This is a genomic window from Pseudomonas lutea (assembly GCF_000759445.1).
GTDB classification, from domain to species: Bacteria; Pseudomonadota; Gammaproteobacteria; order Pseudomonadales; family Pseudomonadaceae; genus Aquipseudomonas; species Aquipseudomonas lutea.
In genome coordinates this window covers 208,473-228,412 of sequence record NZ_JRMB01000004.1, presented here as the reverse complement: position 1 = coordinate 228,412, position 19,940 = coordinate 208,473, and the positions used below count along the sequence as shown (strand labels likewise).

19 protein-coding genes are annotated in these 19,940 nt (G+C 59.6%); 7 read left to right on the top strand and 12 right to left on the bottom strand.

The window, feature by feature from the left end; translation table 11 throughout:
* Positions 1-156: 156 nt before the first annotated feature.
* Both gbcA and LT42_RS23790 read left to right on the top strand, forming a co-directional pair.
* On the top strand, positions 157-1,455 hold the full coding sequence (gbcA, locus tag LT42_RS23795; RefSeq protein ID WP_037018989.1) for a glycine-betaine demethylase subunit GbcA: 1,299 nt from the start codon (positions 157-159) through the stop codon (positions 1,453-1,455).
* An 896-nt stretch (positions 1,456-2,351) separates the two neighbouring features.
* Positions 2,352-2,897, top strand: coding sequence for a hypothetical protein (locus tag LT42_RS23790; protein WP_052075396.1), 546 nt, complete (start codon positions 2,352-2,354; stop codon positions 2,895-2,897).
* Between the two features lie 27 nt (positions 2,898-2,924).
* Here the strand turns inward: LT42_RS23790 and etfB are convergent, their stop codons facing one another.
* From etfB to LT42_RS23760, 6 genes are all read right to left on the bottom strand, one after another.
* Positions 2,925-3,728, bottom strand: a complete 804-nt coding sequence (gene etfB / locus LT42_RS23785) for an electron transfer flavoprotein subunit beta (RefSeq protein WP_052075389.1) — start codon at positions 3,726-3,728, stop codon at positions 2,925-2,927.
* The gene (etfA, locus tag LT42_RS23780; RefSeq protein ID WP_037018987.1) at positions 3,718-4,938 is read right to left on the bottom strand and encodes an electron transfer flavoprotein subunit alpha; all 1,221 of its coding nucleotides are present in this window, start codon (positions 4,936-4,938) and stop codon (positions 3,718-3,720) included. Before etfA ends, etfB begins: the two co-directional genes overlap by 11 nt.
* Positions 4,938-6,899 (bottom strand): dimethylglycine demethylation protein DgcB, encoded by a 1,962-nt coding sequence (dgcB, locus tag LT42_RS23775; protein WP_037018985.1) that lies wholly within the window; start codon positions 6,897-6,899, stop codon positions 4,938-4,940. Before dgcB ends, etfA begins: the two co-directional genes overlap by 1 nt.
* Positions 6,900-7,028: 129 nt before the next feature.
* Complete coding sequence (gene dgcA, locus LT42_RS23770; RefSeq protein ID WP_037018983.1) at positions 7,029-9,089, bottom strand: dimethylglycine demethylation protein DgcA; 2,061 nt, start codon at positions 9,087-9,089, stop codon at positions 7,029-7,031.
* Between the two features lie 15 nt (positions 9,090-9,104).
* Positions 9,105-9,635, bottom strand: coding sequence for a DUF5943 domain-containing protein (locus tag LT42_RS23765; RefSeq protein WP_037018981.1), 531 nt, complete (start codon positions 9,633-9,635; stop codon positions 9,105-9,107).
* A gap of 85 nt (positions 9,636-9,720) precedes the next feature.
* A complete protein-coding gene (locus tag LT42_RS23760; RefSeq protein ID WP_037018979.1) occupies positions 9,721-10,698 on the bottom strand; it encodes a dipeptidase in 978 nt (325 codons plus the stop codon).
* A 227-nt stretch (positions 10,699-10,925) separates the two neighbouring features.
* On the opposite strand from LT42_RS23760, the gene LT42_RS23755 reads away from it, so the two are divergent.
* Both LT42_RS23755 and LT42_RS23750 read left to right on the top strand, forming a co-directional pair.
* Positions 10,926-11,330 (top strand): lysozyme inhibitor LprI family protein, encoded by a 405-nt coding sequence (locus tag LT42_RS23755; protein WP_037018977.1) that lies wholly within the window; start codon positions 10,926-10,928, stop codon positions 11,328-11,330.
* Between the two features lie 48 nt (positions 11,331-11,378).
* A complete protein-coding gene (locus LT42_RS23750; RefSeq protein ID WP_037019285.1) occupies positions 11,379-11,798 on the top strand; it encodes a DUF3010 family protein in 420 nt (139 codons plus the stop codon).
* A 241-nt stretch (positions 11,799-12,039) separates the two neighbouring features.
* Here LT42_RS23750 and LT42_RS23745 read toward each other — a convergent pair whose 3' ends face one another.
* The gene (locus LT42_RS23745; RefSeq protein ID WP_037018975.1) at positions 12,040-12,996 is read right to left on the bottom strand and encodes a GlxA family transcriptional regulator; all 957 of its coding nucleotides are present in this window, start codon (positions 12,994-12,996) and stop codon (positions 12,040-12,042) included.
* Between the two features lie 190 nt (positions 12,997-13,186).
* Here LT42_RS23745 and cdhC point away from each other — a divergent pair, with 190 nt between their 5' ends.
* From cdhC to LT42_RS23730, 3 genes are all read left to right on the top strand, one after another.
* Complete coding sequence (gene cdhC, locus LT42_RS23740; RefSeq protein ID WP_037018973.1) at positions 13,187-14,074, top strand: 3-dehydrocarnitine:acetyl-CoA trimethylamine transferase CdhC; 888 nt, start codon at positions 13,187-13,189, stop codon at positions 14,072-14,074.
* 48 nt (positions 14,075-14,122) lie between these two features.
* Positions 14,123-15,088 carry an L-carnitine dehydrogenase gene (locus LT42_RS23735; protein WP_037018971.1) on the top strand — a complete coding sequence of 322 codons (966 nt, stop codon included), beginning with the start codon at positions 14,123-14,125 and terminating at the stop codon, positions 15,086-15,088.
* Positions 15,089-15,248: 160 nt separating this feature from the next.
* Positions 15,249-15,722 (top strand): thioesterase family protein, encoded by a 474-nt coding sequence (locus LT42_RS23730; protein ID WP_037018969.1) that lies wholly within the window; start codon positions 15,249-15,251, stop codon positions 15,720-15,722.
* A gap of 87 nt (positions 15,723-15,809) precedes the next feature.
* Here the strand turns inward: LT42_RS23730 and fba are convergent, their stop codons facing one another.
* The 5 genes from fba to epd all read right to left on the bottom strand — a co-directional run bounded on the left by fba (position 15,810) and on the right by epd (position 19,889).
* On the bottom strand, positions 15,810-16,874 hold the full coding sequence (gene fba, locus LT42_RS23725) for a class II fructose-bisphosphate aldolase (RefSeq protein WP_037018967.1): 1,065 nt from the start codon (positions 16,872-16,874) through the stop codon (positions 15,810-15,812).
* 120 nt (positions 16,875-16,994) lie between these two features.
* Entirely contained in the window at positions 16,995-17,321 is a 327-nt protein-coding gene (locus LT42_RS23720) for an MliC family protein (RefSeq protein ID WP_037018966.1), read from the bottom strand.
* Positions 17,322-17,407: 86 nt separating this feature from the next.
* Positions 17,408-17,635, bottom strand: coding sequence for a hypothetical protein (locus tag LT42_RS23715; RefSeq protein WP_037018965.1), 228 nt, complete (start codon positions 17,633-17,635; stop codon positions 17,408-17,410).
* Between the two features lie 24 nt (positions 17,636-17,659).
* Positions 17,660-18,823 (bottom strand): phosphoglycerate kinase, encoded by a 1,164-nt coding sequence (locus tag LT42_RS23710; RefSeq protein ID WP_037018964.1) that lies wholly within the window; start codon positions 18,821-18,823, stop codon positions 17,660-17,662.
* Between the two features lie 19 nt (positions 18,824-18,842).
* Positions 18,843-19,889: an erythrose-4-phosphate dehydrogenase gene (gene epd / locus LT42_RS23705; protein ID WP_037019283.1), complete on the bottom strand. Its 1,047-nt coding sequence runs from the start codon at positions 19,887-19,889 to the stop codon at positions 18,843-18,845.
* Between the last annotated feature and the right edge of the window lie 51 nt (positions 19,890-19,940).

Genomic DNA, 19,940 nt, shown 5'->3' with positions numbered 1-19,940 from the left:
TCGCGCCCGGCTCCACACTCGCCATCAGTTCGTTACAGATTCTTTAGCTATCCGCGTACACATCAGTCACCACCGCCGTTTCGCGCGCATGGTCACACACCCAACGTATCAGCCACATTGGTAGGCTGCGCAACGCGCGGCCTGAGGACTTGAAAGATGGACGTCACCGCAACTCTGAGCTTGGGCGATCCGCTGGAACCTGCGCGCAAGGCGACTGCCGAGATGCTGCAAACACGCGAGCGCACTTACTCGCTGCCGCAGCCTTTCTACAGCGATGAGCGGCTGTTTGAAATCGACATGCAGGAAATCTTTCAGAAAGAGTGGCTGATCGCAGGCATGACCTGTGAGGTGCCGGCCAAAGGCAATTTCCTCACGCTTCAGATCGGCAAGAACCCGATTCTGGTGGTGCGGGCACCGGACGGTTCGATCAACGCCTTCCATAACGTCTGCCGCCACCGTGGCTCGCGCCTGTGTACGAAGGAGAAAGGCAAGGTCGCCAAGCTCGTGTGCCCTTATCACCAATGGACGTACGAGCTCGACGGTCGCCTGCTGTATGCGGGAACCGAGATGGGCGCGGACTTCGACATGAAGCAGTTCGGCCTCAAGCCGGTGCATTGCAAGGTGGCGGGCGGTTACATCTTCATCAGCATGGCGAGCAACCCTCCCGCCATTGACGCGTTCCTGCAGACGCTGAATCACTACATGGAACCCTACGACATGGAGAACACCAAGGTGGCGGTGCAAACCACCCTGGTCGAAAAAGCCAACTGGAAGCTCGTTCTGGAAAACAACCGCGAGTGCTACCACTGCAACGCTTCGCACCCCGAGTTACTGAATACTTTGCTGGAGTGGGACGACGTTACCGACCCACGTGCCGACCAGGCCTTCAAGGACCACGTCGCTGCCTCTGCCGCAGCCTGGGAAGCCGAGAAGATCCCGTTTGCCCACGCAAGTTTTGGCTTGCGTAACCGTATCGTGCGCATGCCGCTGCTCAAAGGCACCGTATCGATGACGATGGACGGCAAGCCCGGCAGCAAGAAACTGATGGGGCGCATTCAGAACCCGGATCTGGGCTCGATGCGTATCCTGCACTTGCCGCATTCGTGGAACCACTGCATGGGTGATCACGTGATCGTATTCACCGTGTGGCCCGTCAGTGCGCAGGAAACCCTGGTCACCACCAAGTGGCTGGTGCACAAGGACGCTGTCGAGGGTGTGGATTACGACGTCGCTCGCCTGCGCGAAGTCTGGGACGCCACCAATGATCAGGACCGTCGGCTGGCCGAAGAAAACCAGCGCGGCATCAACTCTGTCGCGTATCAGCCAGGGCCGTATTCAAAAACCTATGAATTCGGGGTGGTTAACTTCATCGACTGGTACAGCGCCAAGCTGCTGGAGAACATGGGCGCCGAACCTGCTTCGTATTTGAAAGGCGTGGCGGTTAATCACGAATAAGGTTTCACCTGGCTTAGGCAGCACATCACTGCGGGCAACCGCGCCCCATAGGCATACGACCTGTAGGAGCGCGCTTGCCCGCGATGCTTTTTGTCCTGTGTATAAATTAGGGAGCACTGATACCGAACCATCGTAGATCGCGTATCGCCCGATAAAGCGCGGGTAGCTGGTTAAGAAATGACCAGCCGGACCATCGGCCCGGTTTCAGTGGAGCTGCCAGGTACACGAACACGTTATCCACAGAACAACCAACAGCCTATGTGCGTAACTCTGCACGACCCTTGTGGAAAACTCGATACATGACTGTTCTTGAGCGTAAAGGCTTAACCGCGGACCATTGCCCGCACGATTGATCATATTTTGATCATATGTCTGAAAGCCTTTTGGAACGAGGCCTGTAGAGGATCACGAACATCTTATCCACATGTGCGCACACAGAGATTGTGGGTAAGAAAAATGCACGCGTGCTCAGCCCTGTGGAAAAACCTGCAGCGAATCAGGGAGATAGCTGATCAAATATTAGCCACGGCGCCAGAAGCACCGCAATTGAAGGGCTACAGCAATGGCTGAACAGTTTATCCACAGGCGGATCAACAGCGATTGTGGGTAATACACGAATCCAGCAACCGAATCGGACGCGTCTGACATTCATACCCTTTCGAGAGCGGTAGACTGCCGCCCATCATCGATTCGGAGTGATCAGAAATGACAGTACCGGTACGTTTCTCTGAGCGGGTTGTCCTTCGGGCCAACGCTCAGCTGATACAACAACGCGGGCGACCCACCAGCCTTCCAAGGGAGCTGCTGGGTATCGTGACCTACAGACCCAGAACGGTTGAAGAGATCAAAAGCGCATTTGCCTGCGCCTACGCAAAAATGCAACGGACCTGATGACCATGTCCAAAGCAGGCTACAACTATATCTATAAGGAGCTGGTGGCGGACGAGAGCGACATTCTGGGCAAGCTGGCCTACTCGAGCTACAAGCGGCAGAAAATCGAGTACATTCAGGCGTTTATTGCGAAGCATGGAGATGAGCCGAAGGATTCCGATTTATCGGCTTTCCATGACATCAGCAACAACGCTTCTCAGCTGGATGTTTACAGAAGCCAAGCGGCCCAGCTGGCTGTAAGTTTTCTGGAAACGTCACTTGCAAATGAAGCCAAAGAGCTTGAGGAGCTGTACCTGGCCAGAGCGAATAACGAAATTCGATCGTTCAGGCCCGGATTCTGGTCGGGCGTGTCTCAAAGCGTCATTGGTTCAGGCTGTTTTATCCTGCTGGTCGGATGCCTGGTGTTTTTCACCTGGAGCCTCAAACAAGGACCGCGACAGGTCATCGAACAAGTCTTCGACGTAGCGATCATTGATTCGCCATCGGCGGAGCAAGCGGTAGAAAGCCGGCCGCCAGACCAATCGCTTCCAGCTGAAAAAGGCGCCACTTAGGGCGCCTTTTCCAATGCTGAAAAGCATTCAACGCACCACGCCCTCCTCCACCAGCAGTTTCAAAATAGCCGCCGCCCCTTCTTGCGCACTGACGCCCTTGAGTACCTGGCCGCCGCCTCCGCTCGCCTTGGCCGTCGCGGCCTTCATACGGTCGGCACCGCTCTTGGCCTTGATCACCTTCAGGCGCTTGGGTCTGGGCTTGGCGGGGCTGAGTTGGGCGCTTGTGGATATCTCGTCAATGACGACTTCAATGTCCTCCACATCGAGCAGACCGCGTTGCGCCGGACCGAATGCGCTCTGACGCGGCTTGGGGGCGGCGTTATCCACAGTGGCGAGCAAAGGTAATCGCACTTTCAGTCGGCGGCGTTGACCACGGGGCAACGCCTGAAGCACCAGGGCGCTGCCATTGCTGATGCTTTCGACCTCGGCCAAACCGACAACCAACGGCCAGCCAAGTTTTTCGGCCAGCAGATAAGGGAGCATTCCAGAGCCCTCACCGGTTTCAGCCTGGCTGCCCGTCAGCACCAACTGTACCCCGGCCTCGCGGATGTAGTCCGCGAGCCCAGGCAATGCGTCGGCACCTGTTGGCTGCGAAAGCACATGAAGTTCGTCCAGGCCCATCCCCAAGTAACCGCGCAACGCTGGCTCATCGGCATCCCCTGCGTGCAACACATGCAAGTTATCCCCAGCCAGTTGCAAACCAAGCTCGACCGCGCGCGCATCCTGCTCGGCGCGTCTAGGTCGTCCGGAGGTGGGATGAGCGCCAACTGACACCAGGGTGATCACGTGCAACGCGCTTTTATCCACAGACCCATCGGTGTCAGGCCGCATCTCGTTTCGCCCCATTTCGGTAGTGCTCGACCGCTTCGATGAGCGCTTCGAGGATGGCAGAGCTCTCGCCGATGACCGACAAGTCAGCCCGCTTGATCATGTCGCAGGTCGGGTCAACATTGACGGCCACAACTTTGTCGCAGGTACCGATACCCTGCAGATGCTGGATCGCCCCGGAAATACCTACTGCCACGTAAACGCGCGCGGTTACCCACGTGCCAGAGGCGCCGACCTGCCGATCCCGAGTCATGAAGCCATCATCCACCGCCACCCGGGATGCGCCTTCGGTCGCCCCCAGCGCAACAGCGGTTCGATGAAACAGCGACCAGTCCTTGACTCCGTTGCCGCCTGAGAAAATGAACTCCGCTTCCGACATGGGGATAAGTGCGGGATCAACCGCCACAGCCCCCAAATCCTCAATACGCGTCAGGCTACGCGGAGCGGCTGTGGATAACTCGACCGGCAACGCTTCATGCCGCGTTTCGCTGACAGGCTCTGCACACTCGGCGGCTGCCAGGATCAGGCGCGACAGCGGACGCGACAAGTCTTCAGTGCCCGCGCCAGCACGCCCAATGCACGTATCGCCCGACACCTGCCACACACGGGTCGACGGGCGCTCGCCCAGACTGGCCGCAAACCGCCGACCCAGTTCGCCTCCGCCATTTCGGCTGTCGGGCAGCAGCCAGTGACGCGGGGCAAACTGGTTATCCACAGTACGCAACCCTTGAATACGTTGTTCCGGTGAGTAACCCGCGAACTCGTTGCCTTGCATAACCAACAGCCGATCAACGCCGGCGATGTCGAAGGCAATCTCCTTGTGCTCGCCAAACACCACCGCCAGCACCGCGCCCTCGCCGCCCGCCATCTTGTGAGCCAGACCCAGCATGTCACGGTCGTGACTGTTCAAGCGGCCGCCAACCATGTCAGGCACGACGGCAATGTAAAAGGACGGCTCGGTCACTCGATGCAGGGGTAGCTGCACGTCAACCGACACCGAACGTTTGGCCATGCCGCCCTGCTGGGCACCGCTTCGATCAATTCGCTTGATCCCGTTTGGGCCGATAAAGCCCGCGCCATGCACGTTCTTGCGCATTACGCCGTTAGGCCCCATCCAGCTGGCTTGTGTCGGTTGCATGGCGGCGTGCAGAGGATGCAGCCGGTTGCGTGCGATCCATTCGGCATGGGGGTCGCGGCGGATGATGTCGCTCATCAGTGCGCCTCCGCAGGTTCACGTCGAGCCGCTGCCGGTTTTGCAGGCGCGGGTTGATCAAGCAGTGCGTCAGCGACCAGTTCGGCGATGTCTTTGATCATCGGCCGAGGCTCGACCACGCCTTCAAGCATGGCGGTGCATTGTGGACAACCCACTGCGACCAATTCAGCGCCGGTTTCGCGGATGTCTTCCATGCGCATGTCGGGGATGCGCTGCCTGCCGGGGATGTCAGTGATCGGCGCACCGCCACCGCCACCGCAGCAACGTGAACGAAAGCCCGACCGGGCCATTTCCTTGACCTCAATGCCGAGCGCACGCAGTACGTCTCGCGGCGCCTGGTATTCACCGTTGTAACGTCCCAGATAGCACGGGTCGTGGTAAGTCACACTGGAGCCTTTGTGCTGGCCCAGGTTGAGCGCGCCGCCACCAATCAGTTCGGCCATGTAGGTGCTGTGGTGCTGCACCAGGTAGTGACCATCGAACGCACCGTATTCATTTTTCAGGACGTGAAAACTGTGCGGGTCGCAGGTGACGATGCGTTTGAAATCGTACTGCGCCAGCGTCTTGATGTTGCGCCGGGCGAGCATCTGGAATGTTGCTTCATCGCCCAGACGACGCGCGACATCACCGCTGTCGCGCTCTTCGAGACCCAGCACGGCAAAGTCGACCCTGGCGGCTTTGAGCACTTTGACGAAGGCGCGCAGGGTGCGCTGATTGCGCATATCGAAGGCGCCGTCACCCACCCAGAACAGCACGTCGACGGTTTTTCTGTCGCTCATCACGTCCAGGCTCAGGTCAGCTGCCCAGTTCATGCGCCCACCGGGTGCAAAGCCGCCGGGGTTGTCCGTGGCGATCAGGTTTTCCAGCACCTCGGCGCCTTTATTGGGAGTGGCGCCTTTTTCCAGCGTCAGATACCTGCGCATGTCGACGATGGCGTCCACGTGCTCGATCATCATCGGGCACTCTTCTACGCAGGCGCGGCAGGTGGTGCAGGACCACAAGGTTTCCGCATCGACCAGCCCGTTGACGATCGGTTGATGCGGGTTGCCGCCGTGCTCGCCAATGGGCTTGCCCTTGCCGTCCAGCGACGGGTATGGGCTACCGGCGAAAGAGGCGTCGGTGCCGCCCGCCAGACCCACCACCATGTCCTGAATCAGCTTCTTCGGGTTCAGCGGCTGACCCGCAGCAAACGCTGGACAGGCCGCTTCGCACTTGCCGCATTGCACGCAGGCGTCGAAACCGAGCAGCTGGTTCCAGGTGAAGTCCTTGGGTTTTTCCACGCCCAACGGTGCGGTCTTGTCAGTGAGATCCAGAGGCTTGAGCCCGGTCGAGCGACCGCCGCCGAAACGCTCGGGTCGACGGTGCCAGGCCAAATGCAGCGCGCCGGCAAAGGCATGCTTCATCGGCCCTCCCCACGTGATGCCAAGGAATAGCTCGCAAATGCCCCAGAGCACGCCAATGCCCAAGATGATTGCCAGCAGCCAGCCGCCAAAGTTGTCCGGAAGAATGCCCGCGACCGGCAAGGTAACAATGAAAAACGAGCCCGAGAACGCCAGCAAGCTTTTGGGCAGGCGCATCCACGGCCCTTTTGACAGGCGGCTTGGCGGCTGGCGGCGACGCAGATACATGAAGATTGCGCCCACAAACATCACAGCCGACATCAGCAAAAGCGCATAACCAAGGACACGGTTATGCAGGCCGAACCCGTGGACGAGAATCGCCAGTACGATCGACGCAACGGCGCCGCCTGCGGTGGCCACATGGGTGTTGGCGATGTACTTGTCGCGCGCGACAACGTGGTGCAGATCCACCATATAGCGCTTGGGCATCGCCAGCAGGCCGCCAAACAGGTCGACTTTCGCCGCACGCCCGTTGCGCCACATGGCCGCACGCCTGAAGGCGCCGAGGACGGCGAGCCCCAAGGCAGCGAAGATCAGGACAGGAAGAAGGGTGTTGAGCATGATGGCTCCTACAGGTGTACCGAATCTTTCTTTGTAGGAGCGCGCTTGCCCGCGATTCAGGCAGTGCGGTTTCTCAGGCAGACCGCGTCATCGTTCATCGCGGGCAAGCGCGCTCCTACAGAATCACCATCAAAAATCTTTGCACAGCCGCAACGCGTCATAGATCGCCGCGTGGGTATTGCGCTGCGCCACGCAGTCACCGATACGAAACAGCAGATACCCGTCTCCCGGCTGACTCAACGACGGCTGCGGCTGGATCGCAAAAAGGGCGTCGATGTCGATCTGGCCCTTGTTGCGCGAGCCTTCCTTCATCCCGTAATACAGCGCTTCATCCGGGCGCACGCCGTTCTCGATCACGACCTGGTCAACTACCCGCTCCTCTTTGGCACCGGTGTATTCGTTCTCCAGCACCGCGACCAGCTTGTCACCCTCGCGATAGACCTTTTCCAGCATCAGGTCGCCGGTCATGACCACTTCCTTGGGGTACATGCTGCGGTAGTAGGTCGGGAACGACGTACCGCCGATGGCGACCCCCGGCTTGATGTCGTCGGTGACGATCTCCACCTGGCTGCCCTTGTCGGCCAGGAAATCCGCCACCGACATGCCGGTGAATTCGCAGATGGTGTCGTACACCAGCACGTTCTTGCCCGGCGCAACTTTGCCGTCCAGCACGTCCCAACTGCTGACAATCAACCCTTCGGCCGCGCCCCAGTGCTCGTTCTGTTCCACGAATGGGTGGCCGCCCACTGCCAGCACCACGACGTCCGGACGCAAGTCCATGATGGTCGCGATGTCTGCCGCCGTGCCCAGTCGCAGATCAACCCTCAGTCGCGCCAACTCCAGTTGGTACCAGCGCGTAATGCCGGCAATCTGATCGCGCTGCGGTGCTTTCGACGCGGTGGTGATCTGTCCGCCAATGGCCTCTTTTTTCTCGAACAGCGTCACGTCATGGCCGCGCTCGGCAGAGACGCGCGCGGCTTCCATCCCCGCAGGTCCCGCACCCACGATCACCACCTTGCGTTTCACGCCCGTGGTTTTTTCGATGATGTGCGGCACACCCATGTATTCACGAGACGTGGCGGCGTTCTGGATGCACAGCACGTCCAGGCCCTGATATTGACGGTCGATGCAGTAGTTGGCACCGACGCACTGACGGATCTGATCGACCTGACCCATTTTGATCTTGGTGATCAGGTGCGGGTCGGCGATGTGCGCACGGGTCATGCCGACCATGTCGACGTAGCCGCCTTCGAGAATGCGCGTCGCCTGATTCGGGTCCTTGATGTTCTGCGCGTGCAAGACTGGCGCCTTGACCACTTCCTTGATGCCAGCCGCCAGGTGCAGAAACGGCTCCGGTGGATAACTCATGTTCGGGATAACGTTGGCAAGGGTGTTGTGCGTGTCGCAGCCCGAGCCCACCACCCCGATGAAGTCGATCATCCCGGTCTGGTCGTAGTACCTGGCGATTTCCTTCATGTCTTCGTGGCTGAGGCCGTCCGGGTGAAACTCGTCGCCGCACAGGCGCAGGCCCACGCAAAAGTCGGGGCCGACTTCCTTGCGCACCGCCTTGATCACTTCCAGCCCGAAACGCATGCGGTTCTCGAAACTGCCGCCCCATTCATCGGTGCGCTTGTTGACCCGCGGGCTCCAGAACTGGTCGATCATGTGCTGGTGCACCGCCGACAGCTCGACGCCGTCCAGCCCACCGGCCTTCGCGCGTGCCGCGGCGCTGGCGTAGTTACCGATCACCCGCCAGATTTCCTCCGGCTCAATGGTTTTGCAGGTCGCGCGGTGTACCGGCTCACGAATCCCCGACGGCGACATCAATGTCGGCCAGTGATCGCCGTCCCAGCGGGAGCGCCGACCCATGTGGGTAATCTGGATCATGATCTTGGCGCCGTGCTTGTGCATGGCGTCGGCGAGGTTCTGGAAGTGCGGGATGATCTTGTCGGTCGCCAGGTTGACGGACTTCCACCACCCTTGCGGACTGTCGATCGCGACGCTGGACGAGCCGCCGCAAATGGCCAGACCGATGCCGCCCTTGGCTTTCTCCTCGTAGTACTTCACGTAACGGTCTGTGGTCATGCCGCCGTCGGTGGCGTAGACCTCTGCGTGAGCGGTACTCAGTACGCGGTTGCGAATGGTGAGCTTGCCGATTTGAATCGGTTGAAACATCGCTTCGAAAGCCATGACGGAAACCTCGACTTACAACGGCTTGACGACAAACAGGCCGTCGTCGTGACCTTCTTCCGAACCGCTGTAGACCTGTTCGGCCACAGTACGAACGGCGCTGCCTTTGGCGGCAAGAATCTGGTCCATCGCACCGGCGAACCAGCCGGTGAACATGTAATCGACCTTGCGCCCCACCTTGCCGTACACGTACACAAAGCAGGAGTGCTCCAGCCTGATGCTGGCGGTGCCTTTGTCCAGGTCGATGTCTTGAATCTTGAACAGGCCCCACCCGCGCTGGGACAGGCGGTTCATGTAATGCTCAAACACCGCGACGCCTTCAATCCCGTGACACTCGGCTTCCTTCTCGCACCAGTGCCAGGCGGATTTATAGCCGGCTTTGTAGAGGATCTCGGCGTACGCCTCGGCGCCCAGCACTTCTTCGATGCCCATGTGGTTATTGACGAAGAAATGGCGCGGCACGTACAGCATCGGCAGGGCGTCGGAGGTCCAGACGCCGGTCTCGCTGTCGACTTCGATGGGCAATTGCGGGGCGATCTTGGCCATGGAAACTTAACTCCGGAAAATTCGGTTGGATGTCTTCTGCCCGCAGGCAGAAGAGAAATTCAGTGCGCGATAGGTGCGATGAGGCTTATTCGCCCCAGACATCGCCCAGGATGCGAACCCAGTTTTCGCCCATGATCTTGCGCACCACGCGTTCGGAATGGCCGCGCTTGAGCAGGGTTTCGGTGAGGTTCGGGAATTCGCCGACGGTGCGGATGCCCAGCGGGTTGATGATCTTGCCGAAGTTGGTCAGACGACGGGCGTAGCCCTTGTCATGGGTCAGGTATTCAAAAAACTCCTGACCGTGACCCTGAGTGAAGTCGGTGCCAATGCCGATGGCGTCTTCGCCAACAATGTTCATCACGTATTCAATGGCTTCGGCGTAATCGTCGATGGTCGAATCGATACCCTTGGCCAGGAACGGCGCGAACATGGTCACGCCGACAAACCCGCCGTGGTCGGCGATGAATTTCAGCTCGGCGTCGGATTTGTTGCGCGGGTGCTCTTTAAGGCCTGAAGGCAGGCAGTGAGAGTAGGTGACAGGCTTCTTCGATTCGAGGATGACTTCCTCGGAGGTCTTGGAGCCTACGTGGGAAAGGTCGCACATGACGCCGACGCGGTTCATTTCCGCGACGATTTCACGGCCGAAACCCGACAGCCCGCCGTCACGCTCGTAGCAGCCCGTGCCCACCAGATTCTGGGTGTTGTAGCACATCTGCACGATGCCCACGCCCAGCTGTTTGAAGATCTCGACGTAGCCGATCTGGTCCTCGTAAGCATGGGCATTCTGGAAGCCGAACAGGATGCCGGTCTTGCCCAGCTCCTTGGCCTTGCGGATGTCGGCGGTGTTACGCACCTGGATCACTAGGTCACTGTTCTCACGAATCAGCTTCTGGCTGGTGGCGATGCTGTTGACGGTCTGTTGGAAACCTTCCCACACCGACACCGTACAGTTGGCCATGGTCAGGCCGCCTTTGCGCATGTCCTCGAACAGCTCACGGTTCCATTTGGCAATGATCAGCCCGTCAATGACGATGCTGTCGGCGTGTAATTCGGCTGGGCTCATCAGGCGGTCCCCTGGGGTTCTTTAATGGCCGGAAGGTCTGCCGGCGCTTTGGGGTCAGCATATGCCTGAGGGTCGGAGGAGCCGGGTGCAAAAACGACAGGGGAATTGCCGAAAGCGTCAAGAAACGACAAAGGCGGAGCGTGGTCTTTTGATCACCTTATTTGATACCTGTTCTTTGCCCCGCGCTTGGGCGAGAATCCATTTCATCTCTGACTCGGAAAGTCCCAATGAAAACCATTTTTCTGGCTCTGGCTTTATTCGCGACAGGCGCACATGCAGCGGCAAACCCGGACGCTACCCCGTGTGACGGTGTGGACGAGGACAAGCAGACGCTTGAGTGCTCGGTCTACAGCCGCGACTCGGCGGAAAAGTTGTTGAAAGAGAATTTCCAGAACGTGCTGGCCCGGGTAGACGTTCAGTTCGGCGCCAACAAGGTGCAAGCGAAGGAATTCACCGACAAGCTGACCGTCGCCCAGGAAGCCTGGAAAAAATTGCGTGATGCCGACTGCGCCGTCGAGGTGTTCCCCGCCAAGCCAGGCACCAAGGAATTCAACATCGGCCAGAACGACTGCCTGGCCCGGACCAGCGACGAGCGTTCCGAGTATCTGGACAGCATCGCGCAGTCTGAATAAGCGTTGAATGCGCTACCCTGACGCCCTTCTCGAGCACAAGGTATGCACATGAACATCTGCGGCATAGAAATCAAAGGCAGCGAGGCCATCTTCGCTGTCGCCACTCGCGCATCCGGCGCGCTTGAACACCTTCCGTTACCGACCAAAAAGATCGCCCTCGAAGACGATGACGAGGCTCCCAACGTGAAGGCGTTCGCCGCCCAGGTTGCCGCTTTCGTGCGCGATAACGGCATCACTCATGTCGCGATCAAAAAGCGCAGCAAGAAAGGCGAGTTTGCCGGCGGCCCGACGACGTTCAAGATTGAGACCATCTTCCAGTTGCTGGAAGACTGCGACGTCGTGCTTCTGTCACCGCAAACTATCAATGCGCAAATGAAAAAGCACAACTTTGAACTGCCGACAGCGCTGAACAAGTATCAGCACGAGGCGTACAAGGCGGCGTGTTCGGCGCTGATGAAGACCAAGTAGAAAGGTCTGCACCCAATCGCTTGCTCGGTGGTGGACCGGGGTTAAAACCGACTGTAGGACCGGCTTTAGCCGGGAAGGCGTCAGGCGCCACCACCTTAAACTGAGGGTGCTCAACCGGACCTATTCCCGGCTGAAGCCGGTCCTACTGAACGAGCCGGAGCCTGAAGAAGAAGCCGGAAGCAGCACGCCGCGCCATTTATACCGAATTATAGTCGCGACCATAATTCACAATAATTGAGCATCAAACAGCCTTCACCTCACGCGTGCGCCCGCGGTCCTCCCTCGGGCACACCACAAACCTTGCCCGGTAGCTGCGAGTGAAATACGAGGGTGACTCAAACCCGCACGCGATACTGACCTCCAGCACGCTCATGTCGCTTTGCCGCAGCAACTGCCTGGCTTTTTCCAGTCGCAGCCCGAGGTAGAAGTTGCTTGGGGTATCGTTGAGGTGCAGGCGAAACAGCCGTTCCAGCTGGCGACGGGTTACCTGAATCCCTTCCGCCAGCGCCAAGGTGCTCAGCGGCGGCTCAGTGTGCTGCTCCATGACGCCGATCACCTGAACCAGTTTCTTGTTATTGATGCCATAACGCGTCGCGATCTGCATGCGCTGGTGGTCTTTGCGCTGACGAATGCGGCCGAGCACGAACTGCTCGGAGACCTTGATCGCCATGTCCGGCCCGTGCGCTTGCCCGATCAAGTCGAGCATCATGTCGATCGAAGCAGTGCCGCCCGCCGAGGTGATGCGGCGCCGGTCGATTTCGAACAGCTCTTGGGTGGCTTGCAGTCGGGGAAAGGTCTCTTTGAATGCGTCCAGCGCTTCCCAGTGCAGGGTGAGTCGATAGCCTTCCAGCAAACCCGCCTGGGCGAGGACAAAACTGCCGGTGTCGATCGCACCCAGAACCACCCCTTCCAGATCGATCCGACGCAGCCAGTGCTCCAGCGTCGGCGTGTAGGACTTGAGCGGATCAACGCTGCCCATAACCCATAACGTCGCGCCCCTCTTCAAAGGTTCCAGCGCCGCATCGGCGTTGACCGACATGCCGTTACTGGCGATTACCGGACCGCCGTCACTGCTCAGGATGTGCCAGCGAAACAGCTCTCCGCCGAACCGATTGGCCACGCGCAGTGGCTCCAGCGCCGAGACGAAGCCCATCATCGAGAAGCCGGGCATGAGCAGGAAGTAGAAGTCCTGAGACATTGTCGTGAGATTCCTTGAGAGCAACATGACATACACCGGTTCCACAACGCGGGCAACCGCACAGGTCGCTGCTGTGCAAGACCTTGTCGCCGCTGTGCGTTTTGGCGCGTCTGGCCCTGCGTAGCTTTGCACCTCAAAAGCGGGCCGCAATGCTCGCCTCACTGTCCGGCCTGCAAGGAACCCCCCAGCCATGAATCACGACGTCATCATCACGTGCGCACTGACCGGTGCCGGCGACACGACCGGCAAAAGCCATCTGGTCCCGATCACGCCCAAGCAGATCGCAGCAGCCGCGGTCGAGGCAGCGAAGGCCGGGGCAACGGTCGTGCATTGTCACGTGCGTGATCCAGCGACCGGCAAGTTCAGCCGTGACGTCGAGCTCTACCGCGAAACCATGGACCGCATCCGTGAGGCCGACATCGACATCATCGTCAACCTCACGGCAGGCATGGGCGGCGATCTGGAAATCGGTCCAGGCGAGCGCCCCACCGACTTCGGCCCCGGGACTGATCTGGTAGGGCCATGGACCCGGCTTGCGCACGTTGAAGCGCTGCTGCCGGAGATCTGCACGCTGGACTGCGGTACCCTCAATTTCGGCGACGGCGACACGATCTATGTCTCCACACCCGCACAGCTACGCGCCGGCGCCAGGCGAATCCAGGAGCTTGGGGTGAAAGCCGAGCTGGAGATTTTCGACACGGGCCATCTCTGGTTCGCCAAACAAATGATGAAAGAAGGCTTGCTGGACAACCCGCTGTTTCAGCTGTGCCTGGGCATTCCGTGGGGCGCACCCGCAGATACCACCACGATGAAGGCCATGGTCGATAACTTGCCAGCCGATGCGGTGTGGGCCGCTTTCGGCATTGGCCGCATGCAAATGCCGATGGCCGCCCAGGCAGTACTGCTGGGCGGCAACGTGCGGGTCGGCCTGGAGGACAACATCTGGCTTGATAAAGGTGTACTTGCCAGCAACGGCGCACTGGTTGAGCGCGCCAGCGAGATCCTCAGCCGCCTGGGTGCCCGGGTTCTGACTCCTGCCGAAGGCCGCCTGAAGATGGGCCTTAAAAAGCGTTTTTGATCCCCAGGCAAATCCCGCACGGGCGTCGACACTTTTCGAGTAACCGATATGACCTTCATCACTACCATCAAAACCTTCGCAGCCTTGGGCAGCGGTGTCATTGGCAGCGGTTGGGTGGCGCGCGCGCTGGCTCATGGCCTGGATGTCGTGGCCTGGGACCCGGCGCCGGGAGCAGAAGCGGCCCTGCGCAAACGCGTCGCCAACGCCTGGCCTGCGCTTGAGCAAAAGGGCCTGGCTGCAGGCGCATCGCAAGAACGGCTGCGTTTCGTTGACTCCATTGAGGAATGCGTTCGCGACGCCGACTTCATCCAGGAGAGCGCCCCGGAACGCCTTGAGTTGAAGCTCGACCTGCACAGCAAGATCAGCGCCGCCGCCAAGCCAGACGCGATCATTGGTTCCAGCACGTCCGGGCTGTTGCCGTCAGAGTTCTACGAAAGCGCCACTCACCCGGAACGCTGCGTGGTGGGGCACCCGTTCAACCCGGTTTACCTGCTGCCGCTGGTGGAAGTCGTCGGCGGCAAGAACACTGCACCCGAAGCGGTGCAGGCAGCGATCAAGGTCTATGAGTCTCTGGGCATGCGTCCGCTGCACGTGCGCAAAGAGGTCCCCGGCTTCATCGCAGACCGCTTGCTCGAAGCGCTGTGGCGCGAGGCGTTGCATCTGGTGAACGATGGTGTGGCGACCACCGGCGAAATCGATGACGCGATTCGCTTCGGAGCGGGCCTGCGGTGGTCGTTCATGGGCACGTTCCTGACGTACACGCTGGCGGGCGGCGACGCGGGCATGCGTCATTTCATGGCCCAGTTCGGTCCGGCGCTGCAATTACCCTGGACCTACCTGCCCGCACCGGAGCTGACTGCGAAGCTGATCGACGACGTGGTTGACGGCACCTCGGCTCAGTTGGGCAACCACAGCATCGCAGCGCTGGAACGCTATCGTGATGACTGTCTGCTGGCAGTGCTGGAAGCGGTGAAAACCACCAAGGCCAGGCATGGAATGGCATTTGAGGATTGACTGAAGCGTTGTATCGCCTCAACCGGCCTCATCGCGGGCAAGCGCGCTCCTACAAATGGTCGGGAAAATGCGAATTTTTCCGTTCACTTAAGACCTGTGGGAGTGAGCTTGCTCACGAATAGTTCCATTCAGCCCACCTGATCTCAGCTCGAGAAAACCCATGCCTGCGCTCATCACTTACCAAACCCCGGTTCTCGCCGATTGGGTCGACTACAACGGCCACCTGCGGGACGCTTTTTACTTGCTGATCTTCAGTTACGCCACCGACGGATTCATGGAGCGCATCGGCCTGGCCAGTGATGATCGCGATGCAAGCGGTCACTCGCTGTTCACGCTGGAGGCGCACATCAATTACTTGCACGAGGTAAAACTCGGCGAGGACGTGCAAGTGCGCACGCAAATCCTCGGACACGACCGCAAACGGGTGCAGCTGTATCACTCGCTGTTCAAAGCGGGATCCGATGAAGTGCTGGCGGCGAGTGAGCAAATGCTGCTGCACGTGGATCTGGCCGCAGGGCCGAAATCGGCGCCGTTTGGCGACCAGTCTCTGGAAGCGATGCGATTGCTGGTTCGGGCTCAGCATGACCAACAGGCACCGGCGTTCGTTGGACGGGTCATCGGGCTGCCCAAGTAAGCCTCGTCTGTAACGACCCGATTTTCAGCCAAAAAGAAGCCCGCATCGCTGCGGGCTTTTTCGTACAGCCAATTGATCAGAAAACGATCAATTAACTTTGGCGTTCAGTTCGCCTTTGGCATAACGCTCGAACATCTTCTCCAGAGAGATCGGCTTGATCTTGGAGGCGTTGCCAGCAGTGCCGAACGCTTCATAACGGGCGATGCACACATCGCGCATGGCCGAGACGGTTTTCGCCAGGTATTTACGCGGGTCGAACTCGCTCGGGTTTTTTGCCATGAACTCGCGAATGGCGCCGGTGGAGGCCAGACGCAGGTCGGTGTCGATGTTGACCTTGCGTACGCCGTGCTTGATGCCTTCAACGATCTCTTCGACCGGCACGCCGTAGGTTTCTTTGATGTCGCCGCCGAACTCGTTGATGATCTTCAGCCATTCCTGTGGGACGGAAGAAGAGCCGTGCATCACCAGGTGGGTGTTCGGAATGCGTTTGTGGATCTCTTTGATACGTTCGATTGCCAGGATGTCGCCAGTAGGCGGCTTGGTGAACTTGTAAGCGCCGTGGCTGGTACCGATGGCGATGGCCAAAGCATCGACCTGGGTTTTCTTGACGAAATCGGCCGCTTCTTCAGGATCGGTCAGCATCTGGCTGTGATCCAGCATGCCTTCTGCACCCACGCCGTCTTCTTCGCCAGCCATGCCGGTTTCCAGCGAGCCCAGAACACCCAGCTCACCCTCGACCGAGACACCGCAGGCGTGCGCCATTGCGACGGTTTCCTGAGTGACGCGAACGTTGTACTCGTAGTCTGCCGGGCTCTTGCCGTCTTCGCGCAGCGAGCCGTCCATCATCACCGAGCTGAAGCCCAGCTGGATGGAGCGCTGGCAAATGGCAGGACTGGTGCCGTGGTCCTGGTGCATGACCACCGGAATGTGCGGAAACTCTTCGATTGCCGCCAGGATCAAGTGGCGCAGGAACGGCGCGCCTGCGTATTTGCGCGCGCCGGCCGAGGCCTGAACGATCACCGGAGAATCGGTCTTGTCGGCCGCTTCCATAATGGCGCGCATTTGTTCCAGGTTGTTCACGTTGAATGCAGGTACGCCGTAGCCGAATTCGGCTGCGTGGTCCAACATCTGGCGCATGCTGATAAGTGCCATTGTCTGTCTCTCTCCCGGTGGGGTCGTTAATCGTGCGTGCCGTAATGGCGGCTATTCAAATTATAGGGGCGGATTTCTCGAATGCCGCCCGGTACTGCCTCGACTGAATTGCTCTGGCGTTTATTGCGCCTTGCAACCACGGCCGATCAAATCGTTGGTAGCGTCCCAATACACCAGGCCTTCGGTGCCTTTGTTGTCGAACGCCAGTACGCCGTTGCTGTAGAGCGCGCCGGAAGCTCCGGGAGCTGCCTGTAGCCGGAATACCTGCTCGCTCTGATTGAGGCGAACATCAACCTCTTTCTGCGCGGCGTCGACGTATTTCCAGTAAATCTCGGCCTTGCTGTCGCAGACCCAATGGGTCCAGGGCGTTGCCGGCTCTGGAGCCTTCATCATGCTGGCGCAACCGCTCAGCGCCGTCAGTGCGGCAAGGGCTATCAAGCCTTTCATTACGACTCCTGATCCCCTGCCTGATGGATGTTGATCACGGCAGGGGCAATTCTGTTCCTGTATTCCGGCACACCGTCATCTGACAATCAGTGACAGGGGACTGGCCCAACGGCTGGCATGAAGTCGTACTTTTCCCACACTTCAGGCCCGCCACGCTTGTACACGATCGGAACGGTCTCAGCCTGCCAGCCCGCCTGATAGCAGCTGACCTGAAGCAACCCCGGCGCCGTACCGGGCGTCGCTTCGGCTTCAGGCTTGCCCGCGCAGCCGACCAGCAAACCCGCCATGATCAATAGCGGTAACGGCTTGACCATTTCACTCCCCTTCACCTTGGCCGGTCAGGCCTTGGCGCGTTGTTCCAGCACTTCCACGGCAGGCAAGACCTTGCCCTCGACGAATTCGAGGAATGCGCCGCCGCCCGTAGAGATGTAGGAGATCTGGTCGCCTACACCGTATTTATCAATGGCCGCCAGCGTGTCGCCGCCACCCGCAATAGAGAACGCAGAGCTTTCAGCAATGGCCTTGGCCAGCGTCTTGGTGCCCTCACCGAATTGATCGAACTCGAAGACACCCACCGGGCCATTCCACAGAATGGTTTTGGAAGATTTCAGGAGTTCGGCGAATTGCGCAGCGGTCTGAGGACCGATGTCGAGGATCATGTCATCAGCAGCTACATCGGCGATCAGTTTGACAGTCGCCTCGGCATCGGCCGCGAACTGCTTGGCAACTACCACGTCCACCGGCAACGGCACGCTGACCTTGGCGGCGATGGCTTTGGCCGTTTCCAGCAGATCCGGCTCATACAAAGACTTTCCGACCGGGTGCCCTGCAGCCGCCAGGAACGTGTTGGCGATGCCGCCGCCGACAATCAGTTGGTTGCATTTTTCGCTGAGGCTGTTGAGCACGTCCAGCTTGGTAGAGACTTTCGAGCCGGCGACGATGGCGGCCATCGGCTGAGCCGGATTGCCAAGCGCCTTGCCCAGCGCGTCCAGTTCGGCTGCCAGCAGAGGGCCGGCAGCGGCGACTTTGGCGAACTTGGCAACGCCGTGGGTCGAACCTTCGGCACGGTGGGCTGTACCGAAAGCATCCATCACGAACACATCACACAGAGCGGCGTATTTCTGAGCCAGCTCGTCAGCGTTCTTTTTCTCGCCCTTGTTGAAGCGCACGTTCTCAAACAGCACGATCTCGCCCGGTTTGACGTCGACACCGTCCAGGTATTGCTCAACCAACGGCACTTCGCGGCCCAGCGCCTTGCTGAGGTACTCAGCGACAGGCTTGAGGCTGTTTTCAGCCGAAAACTCGCCTTCGGTTGGCCGACCCAGGTGTGAGCACACCATGACGGCGGCGCCCTTCTCCAGCGCCAGCTTGATGGTCGGCAGCGATGCAAGAATGCGTGCGTCGCTGGTGACCACACCGTCCTTGACCGGAACGTTGAGGTCTTCGCGGATCAGTACACGCTTACCTTGCAGATCGAGGTCGGTCATCTTCAACACGGTCATGAGGCGTTCCCTGTTTTTACTATTGTTTATGGATGGTGTGCAGGTAGTGATCAGCGACATCCAGCATGCGATTGGCAAAACCCCACTCGTTGTCGAACCAGGCCAGGACGCTTACCAGCCTTGGCCCGGAAACCCGAGTCTGACTGGCATCGATGATCGCCGAGTGAGGGTCGTGGTTGAAATCGCAACTGGCATGCGGCAATTCGGTATACGCCAGCAGCCCCTTGAGCGGGCCACGGGTGGCGGCCTCGCGCAGGATGCGGTTGATTTCCACGGCATCGGTATCACGTGCAACCTGCAGCGTGATGTCGAGGCACGAAACATTCACCGTCGGCACACGAACTGCTTTGGCCTGAATTCGGCCGGCAAGTTCCGGAAGCAACCGTTCGATACCGCGCGCCAGACCAGTGGACACCGGGATGATCGACTGAAAGGCCGAACGGGTGCGGCGCAGGTCTTCATGGTGATAAGCATCGATCACCGGCTGGTCGTTCATTGCCGAGTGAATGGTCGTAATGGTCACGTATTCGAGACCCAGCTCACGGTTCAGCAGATCGAGCAACGGAACACTGCAGTTGGTGGTGCACGATGCGGCGGAAACCAGCCGCTCTTCGCCCGTCAGCTCTGCCTGGTTGATGCCGTAAACGATCGTGGCGTCCACGTCGGCTTCGCTGGCCATGGGTTGAGAGAACAACACCCTGGGGGCACGCGCCGATAGAAAGCGCTCGCCTTCGATGCGCGTGTTGTAGACACCAGAGCACTCCAGAACCAGATCGACACCGAGCGAGCCCCAGTCGATGCCCTCCGGCGTGGCGCTGCGGAAGACTTTGATGACGTGATCGTTGATATGCAGAAAATCGCCTTCGACCCGCACTTCGCCGGGGAACCGGCCATGTGTGGAGTCAAAGCGCGTGAGATATTCGAGGCTGGCCATGTCGGCCAGATCGTTGATTGCCACCACTTCAAAACCGGCCTTCGCACCCCGTTCGCACAGCGCGCGCAGCACGCAGCGGCCGATACGACCGTAACCATTGAGGGCGACTTTATAAGGGCGTGGCTGAGGCATGGGGTTCTCGCAGGCATTCATCAGAACCTGCAGGAGCGCGCTTGCCCGCGA

Excerpts from the sequence above, each read along its gene's own strand:
- gbcA (WP_037018989.1), top strand. The coding sequence starts at position 157 with ATGGACGTCACCGCAACTCTGAGCTTGGGCGATCCGCTGGAACCTGCG.
- LT42_RS23790 (WP_052075396.1), top strand. The coding sequence starts at position 2,352 with ATGTCCAAAGCAGGCTACAACTATATCTATAAGGAGCTGGTGGCGGAC.
- etfB (WP_052075389.1), bottom strand. The coding sequence starts at position 3,728 with ATGCGGCCTGACACCGATGGGTCTGTGGATAAAAGCGCGTTGCACGTG.
- etfA (WP_037018987.1), bottom strand. The coding sequence starts at position 4,938 with ATGAGCGACATCATCCGCCGCGACCCCCATGCCGAATGGATCGCACGC.
- dgcB (WP_037018985.1), bottom strand. The coding sequence starts at position 6,899 with ATGCTCAACACCCTTCTTCCTGTCCTGATCTTCGCTGCCTTGGGGCTC.
- dgcA (WP_037018983.1), bottom strand. The coding sequence starts at position 9,089 with ATGGCTTTCGAAGCGATGTTTCAACCGATTCAAATCGGCAAGCTCACC.
- LT42_RS23765 (WP_037018981.1), bottom strand. The coding sequence starts at position 9,635 with ATGGCCAAGATCGCCCCGCAATTGCCCATCGAAGTCGACAGCGAGACC.
- LT42_RS23760 (WP_037018979.1), bottom strand. The coding sequence starts at position 10,698 with ATGAGCCCAGCCGAATTACACGCCGACAGCATCGTCATTGACGGGCTG.
- LT42_RS23755 (WP_037018977.1), top strand. The coding sequence starts at position 10,926 with ATGAAAACCATTTTTCTGGCTCTGGCTTTATTCGCGACAGGCGCACAT.
- LT42_RS23750 (WP_037019285.1), top strand. The coding sequence starts at position 11,379 with ATGAACATCTGCGGCATAGAAATCAAAGGCAGCGAGGCCATCTTCGCT.
- LT42_RS23745 (WP_037018975.1), bottom strand. The coding sequence starts at position 12,996 with ATGTCTCAGGACTTCTACTTCCTGCTCATGCCCGGCTTCTCGATGATG.
- cdhC (WP_037018973.1), top strand. The coding sequence starts at position 13,187 with ATGAATCACGACGTCATCATCACGTGCGCACTGACCGGTGCCGGCGAC.
- LT42_RS23735 (WP_037018971.1), top strand. The coding sequence starts at position 14,123 with ATGACCTTCATCACTACCATCAAAACCTTCGCAGCCTTGGGCAGCGGT.
- LT42_RS23730 (WP_037018969.1), top strand. The coding sequence starts at position 15,249 with ATGCCTGCGCTCATCACTTACCAAACCCCGGTTCTCGCCGATTGGGTC.
- fba (WP_037018967.1), bottom strand. The coding sequence starts at position 16,874 with ATGGCACTTATCAGCATGCGCCAGATGTTGGACCACGCAGCCGAATTC.
- LT42_RS23720 (WP_037018966.1), bottom strand. The coding sequence starts at position 17,321 with ATGAAAGGCTTGATAGCCCTTGCCGCACTGACGGCGCTGAGCGGTTGC.
- LT42_RS23715 (WP_037018965.1), bottom strand. The coding sequence starts at position 17,635 with ATGGTCAAGCCGTTACCGCTATTGATCATGGCGGGTTTGCTGGTCGGC.
- LT42_RS23710 (WP_037018964.1), bottom strand. The coding sequence starts at position 18,823 with ATGACCGTGTTGAAGATGACCGACCTCGATCTGCAAGGTAAGCGTGTA.
- epd (WP_037019283.1), bottom strand. The coding sequence starts at position 19,889 with ATGCCTCAGCCACGCCCTTATAAAGTCGCCCTCAATGGTTACGGTCGT.